At 41.8% G+C, this 22,583-nt stretch carries 21 protein-coding genes; 19 read left to right on the plus strand and 2 right to left on the minus strand.

The genetic code is table 11. The features are described from left to right. Nucleotides 1–22: 22 nt before the first annotated feature. The 14 genes from BMW61_RS12690 to BMW61_RS22295 all read left to right on the plus strand — a co-directional run bounded on the left by BMW61_RS12690 (nucleotide 23) and on the right by BMW61_RS22295 (nucleotide 17,061). On the plus strand, nucleotides 23–2,797 hold the full coding sequence (locus BMW61_RS12690; RefSeq protein ID WP_091822514.1) for an alpha-L-rhamnosidase: 2,775 nt from the start codon (nucleotides 23–25) through the stop codon (nucleotides 2,795–2,797). After that, entirely contained in the window at nucleotides 2,794–5,352 is a 2,559-nt protein-coding gene (locus BMW61_RS12695; RefSeq protein ID WP_091822518.1) for a family 78 glycoside hydrolase catalytic domain, read from the plus strand. Before BMW61_RS12690 ends, BMW61_RS12695 begins: the two co-directional genes overlap by 4 nt. After that, nucleotides 5,349–5,546 (plus strand): NAD(P)-binding domain-containing protein, encoded by a 198-nt coding sequence (locus BMW61_RS12700; protein ID WP_175475189.1) that lies wholly within the window; start codon nucleotides 5,349–5,351, stop codon nucleotides 5,544–5,546. Before BMW61_RS12695 ends, BMW61_RS12700 begins: the two co-directional genes overlap by 4 nt. Before the next feature lie 155 nt (nucleotides 5,547–5,701). After that, nucleotides 5,702–9,160 (plus strand): bile acid Fe-S flavoenzyme BaiCD, encoded by a 3,459-nt coding sequence (gene baiCD / locus BMW61_RS12705; RefSeq protein WP_091822524.1) that lies wholly within the window; start codon nucleotides 5,702–5,704, stop codon nucleotides 9,158–9,160. Between the two features lie 349 nt (nucleotides 9,161–9,509). Next, a complete protein-coding gene (locus tag BMW61_RS12710; protein WP_091822526.1) occupies nucleotides 9,510–10,916 on the plus strand; it encodes an MATE family efflux transporter in 1,407 nt (468 codons plus the stop codon). A gap of 167 nt (nucleotides 10,917–11,083) precedes the next feature. Next, on the plus strand, nucleotides 11,084–11,998 hold the full coding sequence (locus tag BMW61_RS12715; RefSeq protein ID WP_091822527.1) for a Fic family protein: 915 nt from the start codon (nucleotides 11,084–11,086) through the stop codon (nucleotides 11,996–11,998). Nucleotides 11,999–12,108: 110 nt separating this feature from the next. Further along, nucleotides 12,109–12,279, plus strand: coding sequence for a hypothetical protein (locus BMW61_RS21930; RefSeq protein WP_175475190.1), 171 nt, complete (start codon nucleotides 12,109–12,111; stop codon nucleotides 12,277–12,279). Next, nucleotides 12,276–12,743: a rhodanese-like domain-containing protein gene (locus tag BMW61_RS12720; protein ID WP_175475191.1), complete on the plus strand. Its 468-nt coding sequence runs from the start codon at nucleotides 12,276–12,278 to the stop codon at nucleotides 12,741–12,743. Before BMW61_RS21930 ends, BMW61_RS12720 begins: the two co-directional genes overlap by 4 nt. Before the next feature lie 2 nt (nucleotides 12,744–12,745). Next, complete coding sequence (locus BMW61_RS12725; RefSeq protein WP_091822530.1) at nucleotides 12,746–13,117, plus strand: YccF domain-containing protein; 372 nt, start codon at nucleotides 12,746–12,748, stop codon at nucleotides 13,115–13,117. A 97-nt stretch (nucleotides 13,118–13,214) separates the two neighbouring features. Further along, nucleotides 13,215–13,949, plus strand: a complete 735-nt coding sequence (locus BMW61_RS12730; RefSeq protein ID WP_091822533.1) for an AAA family ATPase — start codon at nucleotides 13,215–13,217, stop codon at nucleotides 13,947–13,949. Nucleotide 13,950: 1 nt separating this feature from the next. Next, nucleotides 13,951–14,607, plus strand: coding sequence for a hypothetical protein (locus tag BMW61_RS12735; protein WP_091822570.1), 657 nt, complete (start codon nucleotides 13,951–13,953; stop codon nucleotides 14,605–14,607). Nucleotides 14,608–15,011: 404 nt separating this feature from the next. Next, nucleotides 15,012–15,779: a nucleoside phosphorylase gene (locus tag BMW61_RS12740; protein ID WP_029231744.1), complete on the plus strand. Its 768-nt coding sequence runs from the start codon at nucleotides 15,012–15,014 to the stop codon at nucleotides 15,777–15,779. 49 nt (nucleotides 15,780–15,828) lie between these two features. Then, a complete protein-coding gene (locus tag BMW61_RS12745; protein ID WP_207650184.1) occupies nucleotides 15,829–16,074 on the plus strand; it encodes a hypothetical protein in 246 nt (81 codons plus the stop codon). Nucleotides 16,075–16,134: 60 nt separating this feature from the next. Further along, a complete protein-coding gene (locus BMW61_RS22295; protein ID WP_207650185.1) occupies nucleotides 16,135–17,061 on the plus strand; it encodes a CPBP family intramembrane glutamic endopeptidase in 927 nt (308 codons plus the stop codon). A 46-nt stretch (nucleotides 17,062–17,107) separates the two neighbouring features. On the opposite strand, the gene BMW61_RS12755 is transcribed toward BMW61_RS22295, so the two are convergent. Together BMW61_RS12755 and BMW61_RS12760 are read right to left on the minus strand one after the other, a co-directional pair. Then, complete coding sequence (locus tag BMW61_RS12755; protein ID WP_091822535.1) at nucleotides 17,108–17,956, minus strand: CPBP family intramembrane glutamic endopeptidase; 849 nt, start codon at nucleotides 17,954–17,956, stop codon at nucleotides 17,108–17,110. Continuing rightward, on the minus strand, nucleotides 17,931–18,188 hold the full coding sequence (locus BMW61_RS12760; protein WP_091822538.1) for a hypothetical protein: 258 nt from the start codon (nucleotides 18,186–18,188) through the stop codon (nucleotides 17,931–17,933). The genes BMW61_RS12755 and BMW61_RS12760 overlap by 26 nt, the downstream gene beginning before the upstream one ends. 255 nt (nucleotides 18,189–18,443) lie before the next feature. Between BMW61_RS12760 and BMW61_RS12765 the strand changes: the two genes are divergently transcribed. The 5 genes from BMW61_RS12765 to BMW61_RS12785 all read left to right on the plus strand — a co-directional run. After that, nucleotides 18,444–19,007, plus strand: coding sequence for a hypothetical protein (locus tag BMW61_RS12765; protein WP_091822541.1), 564 nt, complete (start codon nucleotides 18,444–18,446; stop codon nucleotides 19,005–19,007). Further along, on the plus strand, nucleotides 18,997–20,169 hold the full coding sequence (locus BMW61_RS12770; RefSeq protein ID WP_091822543.1) for a DUF6765 family protein: 1,173 nt from the start codon (nucleotides 18,997–18,999) through the stop codon (nucleotides 20,167–20,169). The genes BMW61_RS12765 and BMW61_RS12770 overlap by 11 nt, the downstream gene beginning before the upstream one ends. Beyond that, on the plus strand, nucleotides 20,162–20,695 hold the full coding sequence (locus BMW61_RS12775; protein ID WP_091822546.1) for a DUF308 domain-containing protein: 534 nt from the start codon (nucleotides 20,162–20,164) through the stop codon (nucleotides 20,693–20,695). Before BMW61_RS12770 ends, BMW61_RS12775 begins: the two co-directional genes overlap by 8 nt. Before the next feature lie 271 nt (nucleotides 20,696–20,966). Beyond that, complete coding sequence (locus tag BMW61_RS12780) at nucleotides 20,967–21,680, plus strand: acetolactate decarboxylase (protein ID WP_091822548.1); 714 nt, start codon at nucleotides 20,967–20,969, stop codon at nucleotides 21,678–21,680. Nucleotides 21,681–22,123: 443 nt separating this feature from the next. After that, the coding region (locus tag BMW61_RS12785; protein ID WP_207650186.1) for a hypothetical protein at nucleotides 22,124–22,583 on the plus strand (460 nt) is incomplete at its 3' end.

The raw sequence follows: 22,583 nt of genomic DNA on the forward strand, positions 1-22,583 counted from the left end.
CCCAAGTGAGAGGAATAATCAAATGAATTTATATGACCTTAGAATAGAATATGACAAAGCTCCTTTCGGACTTTCAGTAAAAAATCCAAGGTTTTCCTGGAAACTTAAGTCCGGCAGGACCGATACCATGCAGAAGAACTATCGCATTGTTGTCACTGAATCTGATAGCGGAAACACTGTCTGGGACAGCAAGGTGATAGAGTCAGATGCGTCAATACATGTGGAGTATGCGGGAGATGCGCTTTTAGATGAGACGGCATACGGTGTTCATGTGGAAGCCTGCGACAATCATGATGAAAAAAGTGAGATAGAAGGCAGTTTCGTTACAGGTATATTTGATCCTGCAAGCTTTCAGGCGCGCATGATCACCCACGATTTTGCAGAGGATAACAAGAGCTGTCCTGTGTTCTACAGTTCTTTTGCTACCAGGAAAAAGGTTAAAAGAGCTGTTGCCTACGTCACAAGCTACGGCGTTTATGAGATGAGCGTAAACGGAAAGACTGCAGGAGACCTGAGAATGGCTCCCGGGTGGACCAGCTACAAGAACAGGCTTCAGTATCAGATCTATGATATTACTGAGCTTATTGATAAAAGAAACTTCGTTGAGATCACAGTTGGAAACGGATGGTATAAGGGCATCCTTGGATTCACTCTAAAGCCAAATAATTATGGTGACAGGGTTGCTGCTTTTGCTGAGATTCACGTTTTCTATGAGGATGGAAGCTGTGACAAAATCTTTACTGATGAGAACTGGGGCGTAAGAGAAGGGCAGATTCTATCAAGTGAGATCTATATGGGAGAGTCGGTAGATACCACAAAAGCTGATTTTGCAGAGGGTAAGGTATCAGTAACCGAGTTCGATCCAAAGACCCTTGTTGCCCAGGAAAATGAGCCTGTCAGGGTAACAAAGAGGCTTAAACCCGTAAAGATATTTACAGATCCCGAAGGCAATAAGCTTGTGGATTTCGGGCAAAACCTTACAGGTGTTGTTGAGCTTAATATAAAGGGGAAAAAAGGGCAGAAGGTAACAGTTAAGCATGCTGAGACCCTGGATAAGAACGGAGTCTTTTATCCTGAAACTTTGCGAAAAGCCGTGTCCATAGATGCGTTTGTGCTTAATGGAGAGAGGCAGGTTCTTTCACCTAAATTCACTTTCCATGGCTTCAGGTATGCGAAGATCGAAGGCATTGAGGATCTCACAGAGGACATGTTCACAGCTCTGGTGATCCACTCTGATATGGAAGAGATCGGAGATTTTGAGTGCTCAAATAAGAAGGTCAATCAGCTCTATAGCAATGTGACCTGGAGCTTTAGGGATAACTTCCTTGATGTTCCGACAGATTGCCCTCAGAGGGACGAAAGGCTCGGCTGGATGGGAGATGCCCAGGTTTTTTGCTGGACTGCTTCAGAGATCAGAAACACAGCCAGGTTCTACAGCAAATGGATGAAGGATATTGGTGCCGAGTCATCTCTTGAAAAGGGTGTGCCTCATGTGGTTCCGGATATACTGGGCTCCTACAGTTCGTCAGCCTGGTCGGATGCAGCTGTTATCATTCCATGGGCTGTTTATCAGACCTATGGCGATACAAGGATTCTTTCAGATTCCTGGCAGTGCATGCATGAATGGGTTGATCATATAAGGAATCACTGCGGCGATAACGGCCTTTGGCAGACCGGCTTTCAGTACGGTGACTGGCTTGCGCTGGATAAGGAGGAGATGGCTGACAGGACCGGTGCGACAGACAAGTATCTTATAGCAAATGCTTACTATCTGTATGTGACCGATATTGTGAGAAAGACAGCCAAAGTTCTCGGACATTCCGATGCCGAAAAGAGCTACTCTAAGCTTTATGAAAAGACCCTTGAAGCCTTCAGGAGTGAGTATTATACCTCGACAGGACGTATCGTAAGTGAGACACAGACCGGGGCAGTGATATCTCTTTTCTTCGGCCTGGCAAGAGAAAAGGACAGAAAGCGAATCCTTGATGCTTTGGTTGAAAATATAGCTGCACACAAGAATCACCTGGTGACAGGTTTTGTAGGAACTCCATACCTTTGCCATGTACTTTCCGAGAACGGCGCTCATGATCTGGCAACAGTTCTTTTCATGCGTGAGGACTATCCTTCATGGCTCTATGCCGTAAATAAGGGGGCAACAACGATTTGGGAGAGATGGAATTCCATCACACCGGAGGGTGACTTTGATGTGTCCGGAATGAACTCTCTTAATCACTATGCCTATGGTTCGATCGCAGACTGGATGTTTAGGAAGATAAGCGGAATCGAGCAGCTTGAGCCCGGATACAAGAGATTCAGGGTAAAGCCGATGCTGGTGAAGGGCATTTATTCTTTCGACAGGTCTTTTGAAACCATGTACGGAACCATAGAGAGTCATGTGAGCTGCAAAGATAGAAGGATAAAGGTTAAGGTTGTTGTTCCGGTTAATACTACGGCTGAGTTGACCCTTCCTGAGCAGACTGAGACTAAGGTGCTTGGTTCCGGAACCTATGAGTTCGACTATGCTACTGATACGGATCTGACTGTGGAGAGATACAGCATGGAGAGCACTCTTGGCGAGATATTACAGAATCAGCTTGCAAAGGACATGTTTGAACAGTTCGCACCGGGAATGCTGGATAATCCCATGATCGGATATGCAATGGGCATGACTCTTACGGAGATGCTGGTTCAGGCTCCTGAAGCAAAGCCTATGTATGAAGCTGTAATAGCAGCTCTTAATGTGCAGGAAAAAGCAAATAACCAGGGCGCGGCTTTTGATGGAGATATAAGAAAATGAAGGCAATCAGACTACGAACAGAATATCTTGTTAATCCTCTGGGGATTGATGTACAGCACCCAAGACTTATGTGGAACTGTGAGGGCGGCGTTAAGCAGAGCGCCTATCAGATCGTCACTGATAACTGGGACAGCGGGAAGGTTGAAACATCTTCTATGCACGCGGTTTATCCAAAAGAGCTTGCAGACAGGGAGAGGGTTAATTGGAAGATCAGGCTCTTTGATGAAAACGGCGTTGCGGGAGAGTGGAGCGAGAGCTTTTTTGAGATGGGAATATCATCCTGGGAAGCTAAATGGATTACCGGGGATTATAAGGTCAACAGGAATGAGCGATATCCGGTGGATCTGTTCAGAAAAGAGTTTAAGGTTGAAAGACCCGTTGAAAAAGCAAGGCTCTATATTACTGCCTGCGGAACCTATGAAGCAAGGATCGGCGGTGAAAAGGCCGGGAATTTCTACATGGCTCCGGGACATACTGATTACAGAAGGCGTGTTCAGTATCAGACCGTAGACGTGACGGGGCTTTTAAAGACCGGCAAAAACGAGATTACTTTGCAGCTGGCAGATGGCTGGTATCGCGGAAGCTGTGGGGCCTGGGGACTTAAGAACCAGTACGGCATAAGGACCAAGATTCTGGCACAGCTTGAGTTGACCTATACAAATGGTGTAAAGAACGTGATCGTAACAGATGATAGCTGGGACTGGTGCAACGACGGTACGATTCGTTTTGCAGACAACAAGGATGGAGAAGTGGTGGAGGCTTTCAGGGTTCCGCTGTTTAGAGGAAAGGCCAAAGCCACAAAGTACAGCGTCCTTCCAACTGCCTCAAACAATGTCCCGGTTACAGAGCATGAGCGTTTTAAGCCTGCGCTTATTACGACGCCCGCTGGGAAGAAGGTTCTTGATTTCGGACAGAATATTGCCGGAATAATCTCTTTTAACCTGAATGCGAAAGCAGGACAGAGAGTACTTCTCAAGTTCGGGGAAATGCTTGATTCGGATGGAGAGTTCACCCAGGAAAACATCCAGCTTAAGAAAAAGAACGGATATACTACGCCTTTGCAGCAGGTGGAGTACTTCTGCAAAGACGGAGTTAATGAATATAAGACAACCTTTTCAGTTTTTGGATTCAGGTATGCCCTTGTGGAGACTGAAGCGGAGTTTAAGGCTGAGGATTTTACGGCTATCGCAGTGTACTCGGATATGGAGCAGACGGGATTTTTTGAGAGTTCCGATGAACTTTTGAATAACCTTTTTGAAGCCACGGTGTGGTCAGCAAAAGGTAATCATTTGGATATCCCTACAGACTGTCCAACCCGTGAGAGACATGGATGGACAGGAGATGCACAGATCTTCTTTGAGACTGCAGCATACATGTTTGACTTTGCTGCATTTTCAAATAAGTACTTGCATGATGTATATGATCTGCAGTCCGGTAATGGTAAGCTTCCCCAGATAGCACCTGCAGGAGGTGTTGACAAATACATGAACGCCATGAATGGATCCGTTGGTTGGTCTGATGTGGGAATTCTGATCCCCTACAGATTCTGGAAGATGTTTGGGGATGAGTCCATGATCAGGGAGTTCTATGACCGCATGGCAAGGTATGCCAGATTCATGGAAAAGAGATGTGGAAAGAGCTCAAAGATTTTTGGAGAAAAGATAAAACTTTCAGAAGAGAATGCGAAGTACCTGGTAAATGCAGGCCAGAGTTATGGTGAATGGGCTGAGCCTGAGGATGTCTGCGCCTTTAAGTGGCAGGATTTTGTAGCTCCACATCCTGAAGTGTCAACTGCTTACACTGCTTATGTGCTTGGGCTTATGGCTGAAATTGCTGATGAACTGGGGCAAGGCAGCGACGCTGAGGAATTTCGCTCATATTCAGAAGGATGCAGGAACGCTTATCAGGAGCTGGTTTCCGGCGGTAAGTACACTCTGGATTCTGACAGACAGGCCCAGCTTGTAAGACCGCTGGCGCTTGGTCTTCTTAATGATAAACAAAAGGAATATGCAAGGAAGAGACTGATCAAAGCTCTGGAGAATTATGGATGGAGACTGGGAACAGGCTTTTTGTCATCACCACTGATCCTGTTTGTACTTGCTGAGTATGATATTGATTCAGCCTATAAGCTCCTAGAGAACAAGGAGATTCCCGGATGGCTCTCCATGCCAAAAAATGGCGCTACGACCATCTGGGAGAACTGGTCAGGACCATTCAACACTCAGGGAGCAGGTCTCGGATCTTTGAACCATTACTCCAAAGGTGCTGTCTGCGAGTGGCTCTTTAAGTCCATGTGTGGAATAAATGTTGATGGTGAAAACCGCTTTGTAATCTCACCAAGACCCGGAGGAAGTTTCACATTTGCCAAGGCTTCATATAACAGCGTCTTTGGTAAGGTGGAGAGTGAATGGGAAAAGAAGGATGGTAAGGTAGTATACAATGTTGTTATCCCCGCCAATTGCGAGGCTAAGATCATTCTCCCCGGGGGAACAGAATTAACAGCCGGACCCGGAGAGCATTTTTTTGAGGAATGTGTAGATGGGAGGAAAATATGAAAAAGTTCGGATGGTGTTTCATTGGCACGGGCACGTTAGCGAATCAGGTGGCAAAAGAGATTCTATCAAGCGGAAAACATAAGATTGTATCCTGCTATACCAGAAATCCTGACAAATGCGAAGCTTTTGCTAAAGAGTATGACTGTCATGCATATCCTAGATACTGTCAGGGAGCAGATAGGACTTGTATATAATGAATTAGAATGATTCACATATATACAACAAAATTCACATATATACAATAAATCAGAGTCACGTAATTCTATAATTATTCCATAAAAGCAGGAATAATTCAGGATTATGTGATTTTTTTGTTTAAAGCAAAATCAAGATAAACGGAGGTAGGAAAATGTTTGAAAAGCTTTTTACACCAATCAGGATCAAAGGCATGGAACTGAACAACAGGATAATCATGCCGGCAATGGGAACAAAGTTTTCGGGGAATGACAGCTTTGTTACAGACAAACTCATTGCGTACCATGTAGCAAGGGCCAAGGGCGGGAGCGGGCTTAACATTGTTGAGGTAGCCAGCGTCCACACTCCCAGCGCACCGAGGCACTTTCTTTCAATCAGTGAAGATAAGTATGTGCCCGGATTTAAGAAACTTACGGATGCAATTCATGAAGCAGGAGGAAAGGCCGGTGTTCAGCTTTGGCAGGGAAGTCTCGCAGTTGGAATGGATCAGACAGCTCAGATACTTATGGCATCTGATATGCCGGTCAGTGAGACGATAACTCTTCCCGGGATAACAGTCAGTCAGATAAAAGATATTGTTGAATGCTACGGAAAAGCTGCTAAAAGGGCCGTAGAAGCAGGATTTGACTGCATTGAGTTCCACTGTGCACATAACTATCTACCTCACTCATTTCTTTCAGGTGGAATTAACCACAGAACAGATGAGTATGGTGGATCCTTTGAAAACCGTGCAAAGTTCCCTCTTGAGTGCATTAAGGCTATCAGAGCAAATATGCCGGAAGATATGCCTCTTTTCATGAGAATAGATGCTCATGACGACTACCTTGAAGGAGGCCTGACGATTGAAGAGGTAATAGAGTTCTGCGAGCTCGCGGGTAAAGAAGGTGTAGATGTACTTGATGTATCAAGAGGAAATGTCATTACTCCTGCACAGAAGTTTGAGGTTCCGCCTATCGATCTTCCTCAGGGATTCAACATCGACAACGCCGCAAGAATCAGAAAAGAAACAGGTATGCTAACTATCGGCGTAGGAAGAATCAATACTCCTGTTCTTGCTGAGAGAATCCTTGAAGAAGACAAGGTCGATATGGTTGTTATGGGAAGAGCACAGCTTGCTGACCCCGATTTCTGCAACAAAGCAAAGGCAGGAGATGTTCAGGACATCGATTACTGTGTGGGATGCGACCAGGGATGTCTTGACTGCTTCGCGGACACTAACTGCGAGCATATAACATGTATGAGAAACCCTGCCGTAGGAAGAGAGCTTGAATGCCAGGTCACAAAGGCAGATAAGTCTGAGACAGTTCTTATAGCAGGAGCTGGTGTTGCAGGTCTTGAAGCGGCTATCATCCTGAAAAAGAGAGGTCACAATCCTATATTATGCGAGAAATCAGATACACTGGGAGGACAGTTCATCACAGCAGGACAGGCACCCAGAAAAGCTGAGATGAAGGCTGCTGCAATCGCCATGGGACAGAAAGCAAAGCGCCTTGGGGTTGACATCCGCCTGAATACGGAAGTTACGCCGGAACTGATCGGTGAGATCAAACCGCACACAGTAATCAACGCAATTGGTGCTGAACCCATCATTATCCCGATTAAGGGATACGACCTTCCTTATGTTGTGAATTCACATGAGGTTCTTGATGGATACAAGACTCCTACAGGAGATGTTGTCATTATCGGTGGAGGACTTGTAGGAATAGAGACAGCAGAGTATCTTGCGGAAAAAGGCTGTAAGATAACTGTTCTGGAGATGCTTGACCAGTACTGTGTAGATATGGGAATGGCAAGAAGATACTGCGTTGAAGAACAGATTGCAAAGGACGGCATCAACATAGTAACCGGCATCAAGGTCAAAGCAATAGATGGAAATGCTGTTATAGGTGAACTTAATGGAGAAGAAAAGTCCTATAAATGCGACTATGCAGTCATGGCTGTTGGCGCTAAAAAAAGAGACGGAAGTGCACTTGAGAAATGCTGCCTTGATAATGGCATAGGCTACTATGAAGTAGGTGATGCTGCCGGGGCAAGAAGAGCGCTCAATGCAATCAGAGAAGGCTATGACGTAGCCCTCAGGTTTGATGATCCTGAGGAGCACCGCCATGCCACACAGCCTAAAAAGCTTGTGTTTATCACTGGAGCTACAGGAATCATGGGTCAGGAGACCATGAAGCAGCTTCTTTCAAGAAATAACCGCTTCAAGGTAAGGATTCTTGCAAGACCTTCTGACAAAAACAGAGAGCTTCTTAAGAAGTATAGAAACCCTGCACTTGAAGTAGTATGGGGCGACATGGCTGATTATGAAACCATAAAGAAGTGCGTTGATGGAGCAGACTATGTACTTCACATCGGTGCCATGGTATCACCAGCAGCTGATAAGTATCCTGAAAAGACTCTTTATACGAATATTGGATCGACACTGAATATCATAAAGGCAATCAAGGAGCAGCCTGATCCTGACAAGGTTCACTTTGCATATGTCGGCACAGTTGCCATGACAGGAAGCCGTCTTGAGCCTGTACACTTTGGAAGAGTGGGAGACCCGATGAATCCTTCAATTCATGATTACTATGCAGTATCCAAGGTGTTCTCGGAAGCTGCGGTTTTTGACAGCGGTCTTAAATACTGGGTATCGATCAGACAGACAGGACAGCATCCCAGCGCAGAAGGCGCGGGCGAAGAGCCTATCATCTTCCATCAGCCTGCAAACAACGTGCTTGAGTGGAGTACATCTATCGAATCAGGTATATGCATGGCTAACCTCTGTGAGGAATGGGTCCCTGAAGAGTTTTGGAGAAGAGCTTATAACCTGAGCAGTGGCAAAGAGTACAGACTTGCGGCATGGGAAATGGGTGAAATGAGCCTTAAACCGATGGGAATAGATTTTAAGGATGTATTTGATCCTAATCTCCTTGCAAGGTTCAATTTCCATGGACATTACTATACTGATTCTGATGTTCTTGATAACTACCTTCACTTCAGATGCATCCCGGGTTCACAGTACTGGGCAGGTGTGAGAGGTGAGATAGAGAGGATGATGAAGAATCCCATGATCGCAGCCATGATGCCCACAGCAGAAGCACTTAAGGCTCACAATGAGGAAATCGCGCGGAAACCAATGGGGCCTATCTGGATGGATGAGAATAACGAAGAAGACTGGATCAATGCATTCTTCGGCTCTAAAGAAGAAAAGCAGAAGGAAAGACATCACGAGCTCCATCATCCAGATGAGACGGAGACCTTCCTTGATCACGGATATGACGAGAAGAAGGGTATAGCAAACCTTGATAAGGCTGACCTTGAAAATGCTGCAGAGTATAGAGGCGGAAGCTACGAAGGTGAAGAACCAAAAGACATCTATACTCCCGTTACTTGGAAATGTGCATTTGGCCATGAATTCAAGATGTCAGTAAACGCAGTCCTTCATGGGGGTCACTGGTGTCCTGAGTGCCTTAAGAAGTCCTGGAACTATCCTGCAATTGCAAGAAAGAATCCTTTCTATGCACAGGTATGGGACTGCCAGCACAGTAAGGATGAGACATACGAGATTCCTATGAAATACAGTGCTTATGATATAACAAATGAATTAAAGAATAAGCTTGGATTGTGATTATCTGATGTATATGTCACTGGAGAAGATACGCTTCTCCAGTGATATTTTTTGAGTATAACTGGGGACTGTTGTGATACATAGAATAAGGGTATAATCGATTATATTTGAATTAAATCTGTCTTGGAAGTTTTCCTATATTATTACTTATCGGCGCATGAAATTTTCAAAAAAGCTATTTTTTTGTCAAATCTGACTATTACGAGAGCTCAAAAAAATCTGTATCATAATCGAGTAATTGAATGCCGCCCGGTGGGCAGGCGATTTATGAATACTGGGTTGTAACCGAACACGTGTAAGTGAAGACTCGCTTACCGTGTTCTTTTTTTACGGATTTAAGGAGGCAAAAATGAATCAAAACACAAACAAATACTTGGCAGAAGAGAGGATTGGGAAGCTTCTTCTAAAGTTTTCAATTCCATGCATCATGTCGCTGCTGGTATCGTCACTTTATAACATAGTGGACCAGATTTTCATCGGAAGAGGTGTGGGATATCTTGGAAATGGTGCAACAAATGTTGTTTTCCCAATCACGATTATATCACTTGCGATTGCGTTGATGCTTGGGGATGGTGCTGCTGCATATCTTAGTCTTTGTCAGGGGAAAAAAGATGTGAAATCTGGAAATAAGAGCATGGGCAATGTTGTACTGCTTCTTGTGGCATTAGGATTTATCATGGCAGTTCTTTTTGCTGTGTTTAAGTCACAGATCCTTATGGCATTTGGAGCTACTGAGAACAATCTTCCGTATGCAAATGAGTACTTTGACTACATCATTCTTGGAATCCCCTTCTTTGTCGTGGGGAACGGCCTGAACTCCATCATAAGAGCTGATGGAAGTCCAAAGTTTGCCATGATTACTACACTTGTAGGCTGTATTATTAATGTAATCCTCGACCCAATAGCTATCTTTGGACTTCATATGGGCATGAAGGGAGCAGCTATCGCGACCATAGCTGGTCAGATTGTTACAGCAATCTGCGGAATTGCTTATATTCTTTTCAGAGCCAAGACATTTAAACTCACATGGAAGAATATGGTTCCTGATATGCACGTGATAGGCAGTTTTGTTCCGCTTGGAATAAGCAGCTTTTTAACTCAGCTCTCTATCGTAGTTATCATGGGTGTAATGAACAATGTCCTTGTAAAATATGGCGCAATGAGCAAGTACGGCGCGGATATCCCTCTCACTGTAGTGGGAATTGTTATGAAGGTATTCCAGATTGTAATATCAGTATGTATTGGAATTGCGGCAGGATCACAGCCTATCGTGGGATATAACTATGGCGCAGGAGAATACAGAAGGGTAAAAGAACTGTTTACAACAATTATCAAGGCAGAAGCAATTGTTGGCCTTGTTTCAATGGTATTATTTGAACTGTTCCCTCTTCAGATCACATCAATATTTGGAAGTGAGGATGGTCTTTATAATGAATTTGCGGTTCTTTCATTCAGGATTTTCCTTTCAATGATTATTCTGACATGTATTCAGAAGTCTACCAGTGTTTTCCTTCAGTCTCTTGGAAAGCCAGTAATGTCTATGGGACTATCATTACTCAGGGACTTTGTATTAAGTGTTCCACTTGCCATTGTTCTTCCTATGTTCTTTGGCGTTGAAGGAGCTCTTTTATCAGCCCCTGTAGCGGACATAGTAACTACAGTAGCTGTTGTTCTGATGTCCATAAATGTTGTAAGAGAGCTTGACTCCAAAATCAACAGCGATGAAGATGACGCTAAGGAAGCACAAGTGGCTTGATTTGCATAGTCAATAATATCTGAATAGAATGTACTTATAGCCAATTCTGTAAAACTGCAGGACTGGCTATTTTCTTAGCTTTACTTTTTATACAAAAGTCTTTCATAATCTTTACTTTTCAGGGATCAAAAGGTAAAATAAGTAAAGATTATGGAGGGAAGTACAATATGATCTCATATGAAGGTTTGGAAAATGCACTAAAGGAAAGAGGAATTGGTAAGACTGAGCTTTCAACTGAGCTTGGTCTGTCTACAAGGACTGTGGCTAAAATTGCAAAGGGTGAGAAGTTGTCGCCAAGAAGCATAAAAAAGATAGCAGCATATCTCGGAAAAGATCCTGACTTTTTAATGAAAAGTGTTTCAGATAATAAAATCTTGCAGTTACTTCGTGAGGAAAAAGATATAAAGCTTCCTGGAGGGCTCTATCATGAGCTACAGGTAAGAATGACATATAATTCCAATCATATCGAAGGAAGTAAGCTTTCAGAAGATCAGACAAGGCATATCTTCGAAACTGATACAGTTGATATCGGCGATGGCGTTCCTGTTGATGATATTCTTGAAACAGTGCATCACTTCCGCGCAATCGATTATGTAATAGATATAGCAGAGGAAGAACTTTCAGAGGATATAATCAAAAGGCTTCACTACATAATAAAGCATGATACAAAGGATTCAACTTTGTCATGGTTTGCGGTTGGAGATTATAAAAAACGTGCAAATGTCGTATGGGGCAGAGAGACTTCGAAACCATCTGAAGTGCATAAGCATATGGAGGCACTTCTTAAAGAGTATAATTTAAAAAGGATTGTAACAGTAGAAGATATAATAGCACTTCATGCTGAGTTTGAATATATTCATCCATTCCAGGACGGAAACGGAAGGGTAGGAAGGCTTGTAGCATTAAAGGAATGCCTCAGACACAATATTGTGCCATTCATCATTGAGGATTCCAAGAAGAATTATTACTACAGAGGTCTCAAGGAATGGAGAAATGAAAAAGGATGGCTCATAGATACTTGTCTTGATGGACAGGATACATTTGTAAAGCTTCTTGATTTACTAGAAATTGAGCATGATTGAGATAGTATATGGAACGGAAAATTTGAAGATAATAATGACAATAATGATTAGGCCTGTATACATCATCAGGGCGTCGCTATCTACTGCTTGTTGCATCCACCGTAGTGGGAATGATTCTTTACACATATTATTACTACTGCTTTGTCAGCGCTAATTCTGAGGCTCCAATTTTTGGTGCGGGTCTCATGATGGTTTACGGCTTTATAGCTTTTGCTGTTGCCGCAGTTGGAACTGTTGTGGTGGTAATAAAAGAGAGAATGGCTGAGAAAAAGAGACAATGAGGCGAAAAGAGATTGTTATCGTAGCGATGCTAATGTTTGCACTTGTGATAGCAGGCTGCGGAGAAAAAAACGAATCGGATGTGACAATTATCGGTGGTGCGGATGGACCAACATCTGTTTTTCTTGCTTCGAAGAATGACAAGAATAGTTACACACAGATTGATCAGGAAACAGCGAAGCTGATGATGGATATTGAAGATGACCATGTGATCGTGGATGTTAGGCACCAGGATGAGTTTGATGAAGGGCATATTCCGGGAGCTATATGCATTCCAAACGAGAGCATAATTGATACGCAGCCTGAAGAATTACCGGATCTGGATCAGATTATTCTTGTTTACTGCAGAAGCGGAAGACGTAGTAAGGAAGCTTCGCAAAAATTATTTGATATGGGTTACACAAATGTGTTTGAGTTTGGCGGTATTATTGACTGGACAGGAGAAGTTGTTACAGGAGAAGATTGATTATGAGATTTCTTGGTAATTTGATTTGGATATTGTGCGGAGGGCTACTTAGCGCCCTAGGATGGTGGATTGTAGGATTTCTCTGGTGCTGCACAGTTGTAGGAATACCTGTAGGGCTCCAGTGTTTTAAGCTTTCTTCAATATCACTGAATCCTTTTGGAAAAGAGATTGTGGACGAAGGAGGAGCAGTATCTTTGCTTCTTAACATACTTTGGATATGCTTTTCCGGGATTGAACTTGCGATTGCAAACGCGGTGATTGGCTGCATTTTTTGCATCACCATTATCGGAATACCTTTCGGCAAGCAGTTCTTCAAGATTGCAAGAGTAGCTCTTTTACCATTTGGGGCAAAGGTTGTGAGGGTACATTATTAAGGATGGAGTGAAAAAGTAGATGTTTTTTATCATGGGAATAACAGATGGCAGGAAGGACTTTGATTTTTGTCCTAAGTGCGGAACGAGGTTTTAACAATTGTTGGATGAAGTAAGCAGCTTACCCATTCAGGGGGTGAGTATTAACTGGGATAAAATAGATAGTCGTAGTTATCTGCGCGGGATTGAGGCCATAAAGGACTTGGATTACCTCGCCTTTAACAAGAACATAACCATATTTGTCGGTGAGAACGGTAGCGGCAAGTCCACAATGCTTGAGGCTATAGCTGTGAACTATGGATTTAATCCGGAAGGCGGCACAAAGAATTATAATTTCTCCACATATGATTCTCATTCGGAGCTTTGTGATGCCATAAGGCTTTCGAGAGGTTTCAAGAAGCCTGGATGGGGATATTTCTTAAGAGCAGAGAGCTTTTATAATGTGGCTACCGCTGAAGAAATGTATAGCAGAGAAGACCCGAGAGGCGTAAGGGAACAGTTTCATGAACGTTCTCATGGTGAGAGTTTTCTACAGATGGTTCAGTCCAACTTCCGGGGTAATGGTCTGTATCTTTTGGATGAGCCGGAGGCCGCATTGTCTCCTCAGAGGCAGCTGACTCTGTTACTGGAGATTGTTAGCTGCGCAAAAGAGGATGCACAGTTCATCATGGTCACACATTCGCCGATTCTCCTGGGGATTCCGGGAGCTGAGATTCTGAGCTTTGACAATGGCCAGATTCATCCGATTGATTATGAGGATACTGACAGCTACCAGATAACAAAAATGTTTATCGAGAATAAGGAGCAGCTGCTTAAGCGGCTTTTGGATGAGTGAAATGATAAAGAGATTTAATGAGGTCAATGGGCTTTACATAGAAAAAATCTACGGCCAGGACAGGTTGGCATTTGCAATGTCTGATACGTCGGATCTTTATGATCTGGTTGAATATGCCCAGCGTGGCGGATATCAGGGCTCTGTGATCAAGTTCTATGACTTTGAGAATGGAAATGTATATACTCCTTTTGAGAAAAAGAGGGACGTGATCTATTCAAAGCCTGCTTACGTTGATGGATTTTATTATTTCTTGCAAGCTGATTATGGGCAGGGGAAAGTAACGCTGTACAAGTATCTTCCGGAAGAGGTGCTTGAGGCTGTTGCTGAGTTTGGCACTGACGAAGTGGATCTTTATAATCTGCAGATTGTTGGCGAGAAGGTACATGTCATCAGTCAGAACGGAGAGGTGTTTAAGTGTTACTATCCTGAGAAAATTTCTTTTCCCTTAGAAGGCTCTGAGACTGTGGAGCTTCTGACAGATGACCGGGTCTACATTGAAAAGTGGATTGAAGAAGGCTGGGATGAGGAGAATAACTGTGCTACTGACGAGTATAAGTATTATGACGAGGTGCTCATAAAAGATCATGCCGGTAACACGTTATCAGAAGAAGTAGGATCAATATATCAGGCCTCAGATGGGACTTATTGGTTGGCGTGAGTTATAATAAGCACATTGATGAACTCCCAGGAAACTCTAAGGATTATCTCAGGCAGGAAATGAAACAGGACCTTGGCCGGGAGAAGGATTATAAGGATATAGCGTTGATAAAAGCATTTAAGGTAAAAAGTTGTTGACAGCTAACAGAGCGATGTCTATACTAACAACTAATAATCTTGGAGGATTACCAGTTTTATGACAAACACACGTCTCATCAATAGAATGATGGTCAATTATATGTCCGTGGAAAATATTCAGGGGCTTAGATTATCATGCAAGATGAGGCTGTGCTATATGATGAATCTATAAACTTTTTAGATTCATTGAACAAGTATATTAAGACCTTATCAAGCTAAAGATAGTTTTGATAAGGTCTATTTTTTTACATCCAGGAGGAGACAATTATGATAATAAAAAATGAAATACCATTATTGGAATATGATGACAGTTCATCGGAAGTTATATCTCCTGATCATGACTGGACGGCGGAAGGATTGCCAGAGAAGTGTTTATTTGCATTTCTTGGAGATGTTGTTCATAAATACGCCAAAGACAATAATGCGGATATGGTTGAAGAGCTAATCACCGTTTCTCACAATATAAAGATATATGTTCTTCATGAAGAAAAAGAGGATATCTGCCTGGTTCAGTCACCTATAGGCTCTGCATCAGCTACGCAGGTTCTTGATACGCTTGTTAACTGTGGCTGTAAGAAGGTAATTGCAGTAGGTTCGTGCGGAGTTCTTGCGGATCTTCCGGAGGATGCCTTCATTGTCCCCGTAAAGGCACTTAGGGCCGAAGGTACTTCATATCACTATCTTCCGGCATCCCGATATATTGAGCTTGATCAGGAACCGATAGTTGCTATCGAGAACTCATTTAAAAAGCATGGGCTTCCGTTTGTTACCTGTACAACCTGGTCTACAGATGGTTTTTTCAGGGAAACAAAAGAAATGGTGAAATACCGCCTTGAGGAAGGCTGTTCAGTAGTTGAGATGGAATGCGCAGCTCTTGCAGCATGCTGCAGGAAACGCGGAGCAAAGTTTGGTCAGTTCCTATTTACTGCTGATTCATTGGCTAATGTGCATGAGTATGATGCCAGGTCATTTGGTACAGGATCGCATGAAAAAGCATTATTGCTTGGACTGGATATTTTGAGAGATTACAACTAAGGGAGGTAAGAAAATGGCAAATCTTATAGTAGTGTGAGGGCCTCAGGCTGTGGGCAAAATGGTAGTGGCAGAGAGTCTTAGAGATAAGCTGAAGTACAATCTGATGATCAATCATGACAGCATTGAGGTTTCAGATAAGATATTCGGGTTTTCGACGCCTGCGCAGAAGGAATTTAATGCTTTCTTTCGTGAAAAGGCATTCAAACTGGCAGTAAAGCATAACGTTGATGTTAAGCTCCTTAAGTTTTCTTCGTGTTTCTTCGTTTATCTAGACGAAAAAATCTTTTATTTTTAACGGTATTATGTGCTACAATTATATATGTAGAAATGATTCACTTGAAGAGAGGATCTTAATATGGCAGAAAACAACAACGAACAGAAAAACTTTTTTAAGAACCTGCACACGGATCAGTATAAATGGAATGATTTCTTTCTTATTCCGCTTATAGTGACAATTGTGATGATGTTTGTCGGGCAGACGGGAGTTCTCGTAATCTCTGGAATTCTAATGAAACCGATTATCAACGATAACAATGTCGATTTTCTAACAATATTTCAACAATATTTCACCTTCACGGGAATTTGGATTATAGCTTTACTTTATTGCTACTTTACCAAAAAAAACAGACCAATAATTAATGCTTTAACACCTTTTTGCAAAGGAAATACAGTGAAATACCTGCTTTTAGGTCTTTTAATTGGTTTTGTTCAAAATGCATTTTGCATTATGGTGGCTTTGCTGCATAAAGATATCTATATTACTTTTGATTCATTAAATCTATCGAAAGTAATACCACTTTTTATAGTTGTATTTATACAGTCCAGTGCAGAAGAATTACTTTGCAGGGGCTTTCTGTATCAGAGACTAAGAAGGGGATATAAAAATCCTGCTATAGCGGTTGTAGGAAATGCTCTGCTGTTTTCACTGCTGCATGCAGCTAATCCGGGAGTGTCTCCACTTGCTCTTCTTAGTATCTTTTTTGCCGGACTTATCTATTCACTTATGGTTTATTATTGCGATTCAATATGGATGCCGATGGCAGCACACGCAGCCTGGAATTTCACCCAGAACATTATATTTGGACTTCCAAACAGTGGTAACGTATCGCCAGTTTCAATCTTTAAACTAGATGCATCTACAGCTAGGGGTAGTTTTGCATATGACGTAGGATTTGGTGTTGAAGCTACAATATTAGCTATAGCACTTTTAATAGTAAGTTGTATAATAGTTTATCTATGGGGAAGCAAAAATAATAAAAAGCCAACTGAAATCTGGAATTAAAAGCAATGCGCCGAACTTTCGTTCGGCGCATTATATTTATCACGATTTAATTCTCTTTACCCCATTTCCGGTTCCAGGTTTCCATAATTTCATCCCATGCCGATGGATGTAAAAGATATATCGCAATAATGATCTGTAAAACAGATAGAATCATATTGAGAACTATATCAGAGGTTTTTAAAGTGCCTTCCATTACTCCAGCTTCAGAAACCAGATCCAAATTCATAAAAGCATAAACATCATTTATTGTATGCATGAGCATTGAAGGAAGTAAACTTCCGCTCCTGATAAATAGTGCACAGAGCAAAAATCCTGCTGCACTGGTTGAAATAACCTGTAAAAGCGCCGCCAGAAGTGTAGCACCGGCAAAAAAATTGAAACCATGAACTGATCCAAATATCAAAGAAGTCACTATTGCTATCCATATTATATGTGACTTCTTTTTATTTTGCCTCATCAGATATGACACAGGAAGTCCTCTGAAAACGGTCTCTTCAACAGTTCCTGCAACACCTGCCATTAGTACAGAGTGAAGAGTCGGTGCTCCCAAATTAGTTTTTAGAATAAGCGAAGTAATAATATCAGGAAGCAGCGCGATAATAAGGATAATTAAGCCTGTAATTAACCATCTTTTAAGATCTTTTGTCTTTAGGGAACCCTCATACTCAGGATAAAACCACCTTTTATGAACAAGTAAAGTCAATAATGCTCCAAGTATCATCCCTATATACATGATCTCTTCTTTCGGAAGCGGAATCACATTTCCCAAAATTACCGCCACTATAACTGAGATAAAGTATGTAAAAAGGTACCCCCAGATAATAAGCAATATGGATCCAATAAACCAGTGTTCATTAAAAATTTTGTGATTAATGATCTTCTTTTGTCTTTCCATGCTTGAGACTCTCCTTACACATTGTTAGGTCAATCTGAAGGTCACTGCTAAATGCATATGCATCATTAGCTGCTACTGCTACATCCGCAAAATCCTTTTTGCTGTTCTTTACTGCGTCATCTGTTTTAGCGAATAGACCGCTAAGTAAATGGCTCCGAGCATAAGAATCGCCGCTATTGCAAAGGATCAGTAGAAGGGGAATATTTGAGAATAAAGCAATTATTAACCACATATGTTTTCCTCCATTGCTGTAAATAATACGTACACATTAATTATCCGATAAAAAAGTAATATTTTGACGTTTGATAGAGAAAATTTATTTTTTTTTAATACATATACCTATCTGGGAAAACATATCTATGGACTCAGATTGCATCATATGTCCTCTGCCAACAATTAAAAAAAAATAAAGCGCCGGGGATATAGGATACCTGAATGCAATGTTTGATATAATAACGTTAAAAGATGTACATACAGGAGAGTTGAAATGGATTTACAAAGAGAACGTAGACGTAGCTTAAATAGTCTTTCTCTATGCGGGACCGGCGCTATTGGCCTTGGGTTATGGTCAGTTATAAAAGCCATAATGACGTTTTTCGCGAATAGGAACTATATCGCAGAAATGATCAGCGATATCTATACTAATTCAGGAGTCTCAGAGGAAGAAGTAAGTCTTAAAGCAGTAGCATTTATAACGTACCTCTTAATTTTAGCTTTTTTTGTATTGGTTTTTTCTATTAGTCTATACGTTGGCAAATGTGCAAATGCAGAGGCTAAAAAAGGGAAAAAAAGATATCTTTATTTGATAATCGCACTTTTAGCAGGCTTCTTATATATATATTCCTGCTATTTGGGGATTCTTTCAATCAGAGATTTAACTTTTAATGAGGCTAGTTTAACAGATGACATTAACAATTCTATTGATCAGATTGCAGAGTTTCTTTTGGATTTGTCATCTGCAGGAGTATTGCTGGCACTGTTTTTTTCCGCAATCAGATCCCGAATTCTTTCCAATATGATCAGTAAACAGGAGGCAGCCCATGAACATTGATTTTCACTATTATGCTACCTACCTGGCAGCAATTATTGCAGGATATTCTCATGAAGAAAGCAGTGAAATAGCGTATTCTGCGCAATTTGTTGATTGTTGTACAAGAACTTTTTTAACAAGCATCAAAGCCCCTTTGTCCGCAGCTACAACTCAGTCACAGGTAGAGCTGATAAATGCTCGTGCAGACCTTCTGGGGCTTCAGGATATAACCAGGATATGGTCTAGCTTCCATTTTTTGCCTCAGGATCTTTATGCTGAAAAAAAATGGTGTACTAGAGGATATAGAAACAAATATCGTCTTATCTGCGGCCCAAATGGCGATCTGTTGGTGGAGACTGTAAAGCTTGCAAAAGGAAAGTCTCTTGAGTCAGTAGGGCTAGCCATGCACGTTTTGGCTGATACCTGGGCACACCGCAATTTTGCAGGGACACCTTCTCTTGTCATCAATAATACCGACTATTATTTCTATGAGATTTTTAGCGGTGATACCGGAGAATTTGAAAAGAAAATAACATTTCGGCACAGTACGTCAACTCCGGATGATCTTAACAGAAGCATATATACTAACAGTCTTTTCCAGACCAGTGAGAATTCCATAATGAATCTGGGACACGGGAGAGCCGGGCATCTTCCGGATTATAGCTTTATCAAATATAAGTATTTGCCTGCATGGGGGGATTTTACGGAGATTGTAAAAGACAATCCATCTGACTATTATCATGCCTTTTGTCAGATGGTTTATGCCATGAGGTTTTTAAGGGGGAATATCAGCTCTTTTGACAAAGATACTTACGACTTTGAAATTGTTAGTCCTTATGAAGCTCAAATAAAAGAAATCATAAATAAACGGCAGATTGACTCCTGCGCTGACTGGAAAGCTTTAGGTGAAAAAATTTCCGGCAATATAGTTGATGATTTTGATGTCTACAGATATAAAGATGAGTACTTGGCAGCCAGAAAAGAAGCTAAAGACAATACTATTCTTGGTAGATTTTTTGTGGCTGCGTTAAGACATAAGAGCATGGTCACCAATAAGATTTATAAATCAGGCAACATGCTGGCTGGCTTTTCTGCAGATTTTGCAGAGAATGGTTTTGTGGGTATAAAAGATTTCAAAAAGCTGGTAGATGTTGCTACTTCCGGAGGTGAAAAGCATGACTAGAATGCAAAAGATTAGAAGTATATTTGTGGCTATCGTAACTATTCTTGCCAGTATATATATGATAGTTGAGCCGGATGACGGTCTGATTACTATGGCTTTAATCCTCAGTATTGCTCTTGTCGCAATGGGACTTAAATACCTCATCTACTATTTTACAATGGCGAGACATATGGTAGGCGGAAAAGGAATCCTTTTTTATGGCCTGATAGTGTTTGATTTTGGTCTTTTCACATTGTCACTCTCGGACATTCCAAAACTGTATCTGGTGTTGTACCTTGTCGTCATCAATGGATTTAGCGCAGCTGTAACAATCTTAAGAGGGCTTGATGCCAAAAAAATGCACAGCGCCTCCTGGAGACTATCCATCAGCCATGGTATTCTCAATCTTGCGCTGGCATTTTTTTGCATAATATTTGTCAGGTCCACTTCTGTTGTAGTTTATGTATACTGCTTTGGACTTATTTACAGTTCTATCATCAGAATAATATCTGCATTTAGAAAAACTGCTGTCGTGTATATTCAGTAATAAAGCAATCGCAAAAGCATACTTAGTCTGCATCAAGGGGCTGGTCTTTATATTCTGCATATAATTCCGGAAGGAATGTATACAAATGCTCCCACTCAACTAATGTATCCTTAGACATATCCATATTGGTTGAATTCTTGAATTTATCTATGCCGCTGAATAGGTAACTTAGAGTTTCTGTAATTGCCTAAGCTTTTTTGGCCAAAAATATAACTAAATCACTGTCTTAAAAAGTTATAATGAAAGTACATATAAAAAGGAGAAATACCAAATGGAAAATACTATGTATCAGGTGTCGACACTTCAGGCGCTAATTCTTGGGTACAGCCGGACGGTGATAAATGTAGACGAACTAATTCAGCATGGTGATACCGGGCTGGGAACATTTGAGGATGTGAACGGTGAGATGATCGTCATGGATGGACACTGCTACAGGTCAGATCAGTTCGGGAATGTAACAGAGGTTGATCCTTCGACGGGAATTCCCTTTGCTGCTGTGGCCAGGCTCTATGGAAATCAGCAGTTTCAGCTTAATGACATGCCGAATTTTGCCTCAATTCAGACAGAACTGACAAGGAAGATCGAAGAGGTATTCGGGCTTAACAGTATGCATATTGTCAGGATTGACGGAGAGTTTGGGAAAATCGATGCCAGATCGGAGGGGCCTTACAGGTCGCACCATATCAGGCTGAAAGAGATTCTTCTCCACACGCAGCAATCGTTTCTTTTTGAGAATATCCGGGGATCTCTGGTGGGTGTATATTTTCCAGATTATATGGATGGAATAAATATGCCGGGATGGCATCTTCATTTTCTTTCCGAGGACAGAACGAAAGGCGGGCATGTTTTTGATGCAAGTATAATCAAAGGAGCAGCCAGAGTAGATAAGATTACCAGTATCCACATAAATCTTCCAAAAGAAGCGTCTTTTGATACCTATTCTCTTAAAGAGGATCTGGAAAGCGAGATAAAGTCCGTCGAGTAAAGTAAAAACATCAGATATACAGGCAGAGTTTTAAAAGGAACTAACGACCTCGGCGAAGAGGTAGAGATATCAGCTACAACAAAAGCGCGTCTGGTCCTATTAGTCAGTTTTTCGCCGGATATTCACTCACAAGCATCCATAAAAGACATGTTGAATCACACATACGTGGGAACCAGTCATTAAACCTTGTAGCAATATTCAACTTTCTATGAAGTTTTCTGGCTGATATTGTTTGCTTGTCAAAATCAATCTTTAATAATTCCCATAGGTTGTCTGCTTATGGAAGGAGAAATGAAAATATGAAAAGAAGGTTGTTTGCACTTTGCTTACTCATGAGCATCATGATTAGCGGCTGCGGGAATGCTGCGCAAGGTGGTAAAGGTCAGGTAATGAAGAAAAGATGTAGATGAAGTATATGAAAGCAACAGGAGGGGATAAAAGGTATGAAATACAGTGTTGACACCTACAGACTTTATCAGAGCGAAAAGCGCTTTGCACATACTGTTCGCATCCATGTAAGAATGAAGGAGCCTGTGGATATTGATGTCCTTGAGCAGGCGGTAAATACTGCTATCAGGCGCTATCCTTACTTTGCTGTAAGAGTTTCTGTTGATGAGGACGGTGGATACGTTCTTGTACCGAATGATAAGAGAATAGTTGTTATGCCTACAGCAGAGAAAATGCCAAAGGTTGGTAGTGATGCAGTAAACAACCACCTTATTTTTGTGGATTGTTCGGGGAATGATATTTTTTTTAACATAAGTCATACAATGTGCGGTGGAAAGGGATTTCTTCCGTGGGTTATGACAAATGTGTATGAGTATGTCAAAGAAAAATATAACGTGGAACCATATGCACCGGAAGTCAGAAAACCGGATGACGATCTGCTCCCAGGGGAAACAT

This window comes from Butyrivibrio sp. ob235, from assembly GCF_900109475.1.
Classification (GTDB): Bacteria; Bacillota; Clostridia; order Lachnospirales; family Lachnospiraceae; genus Butyrivibrio.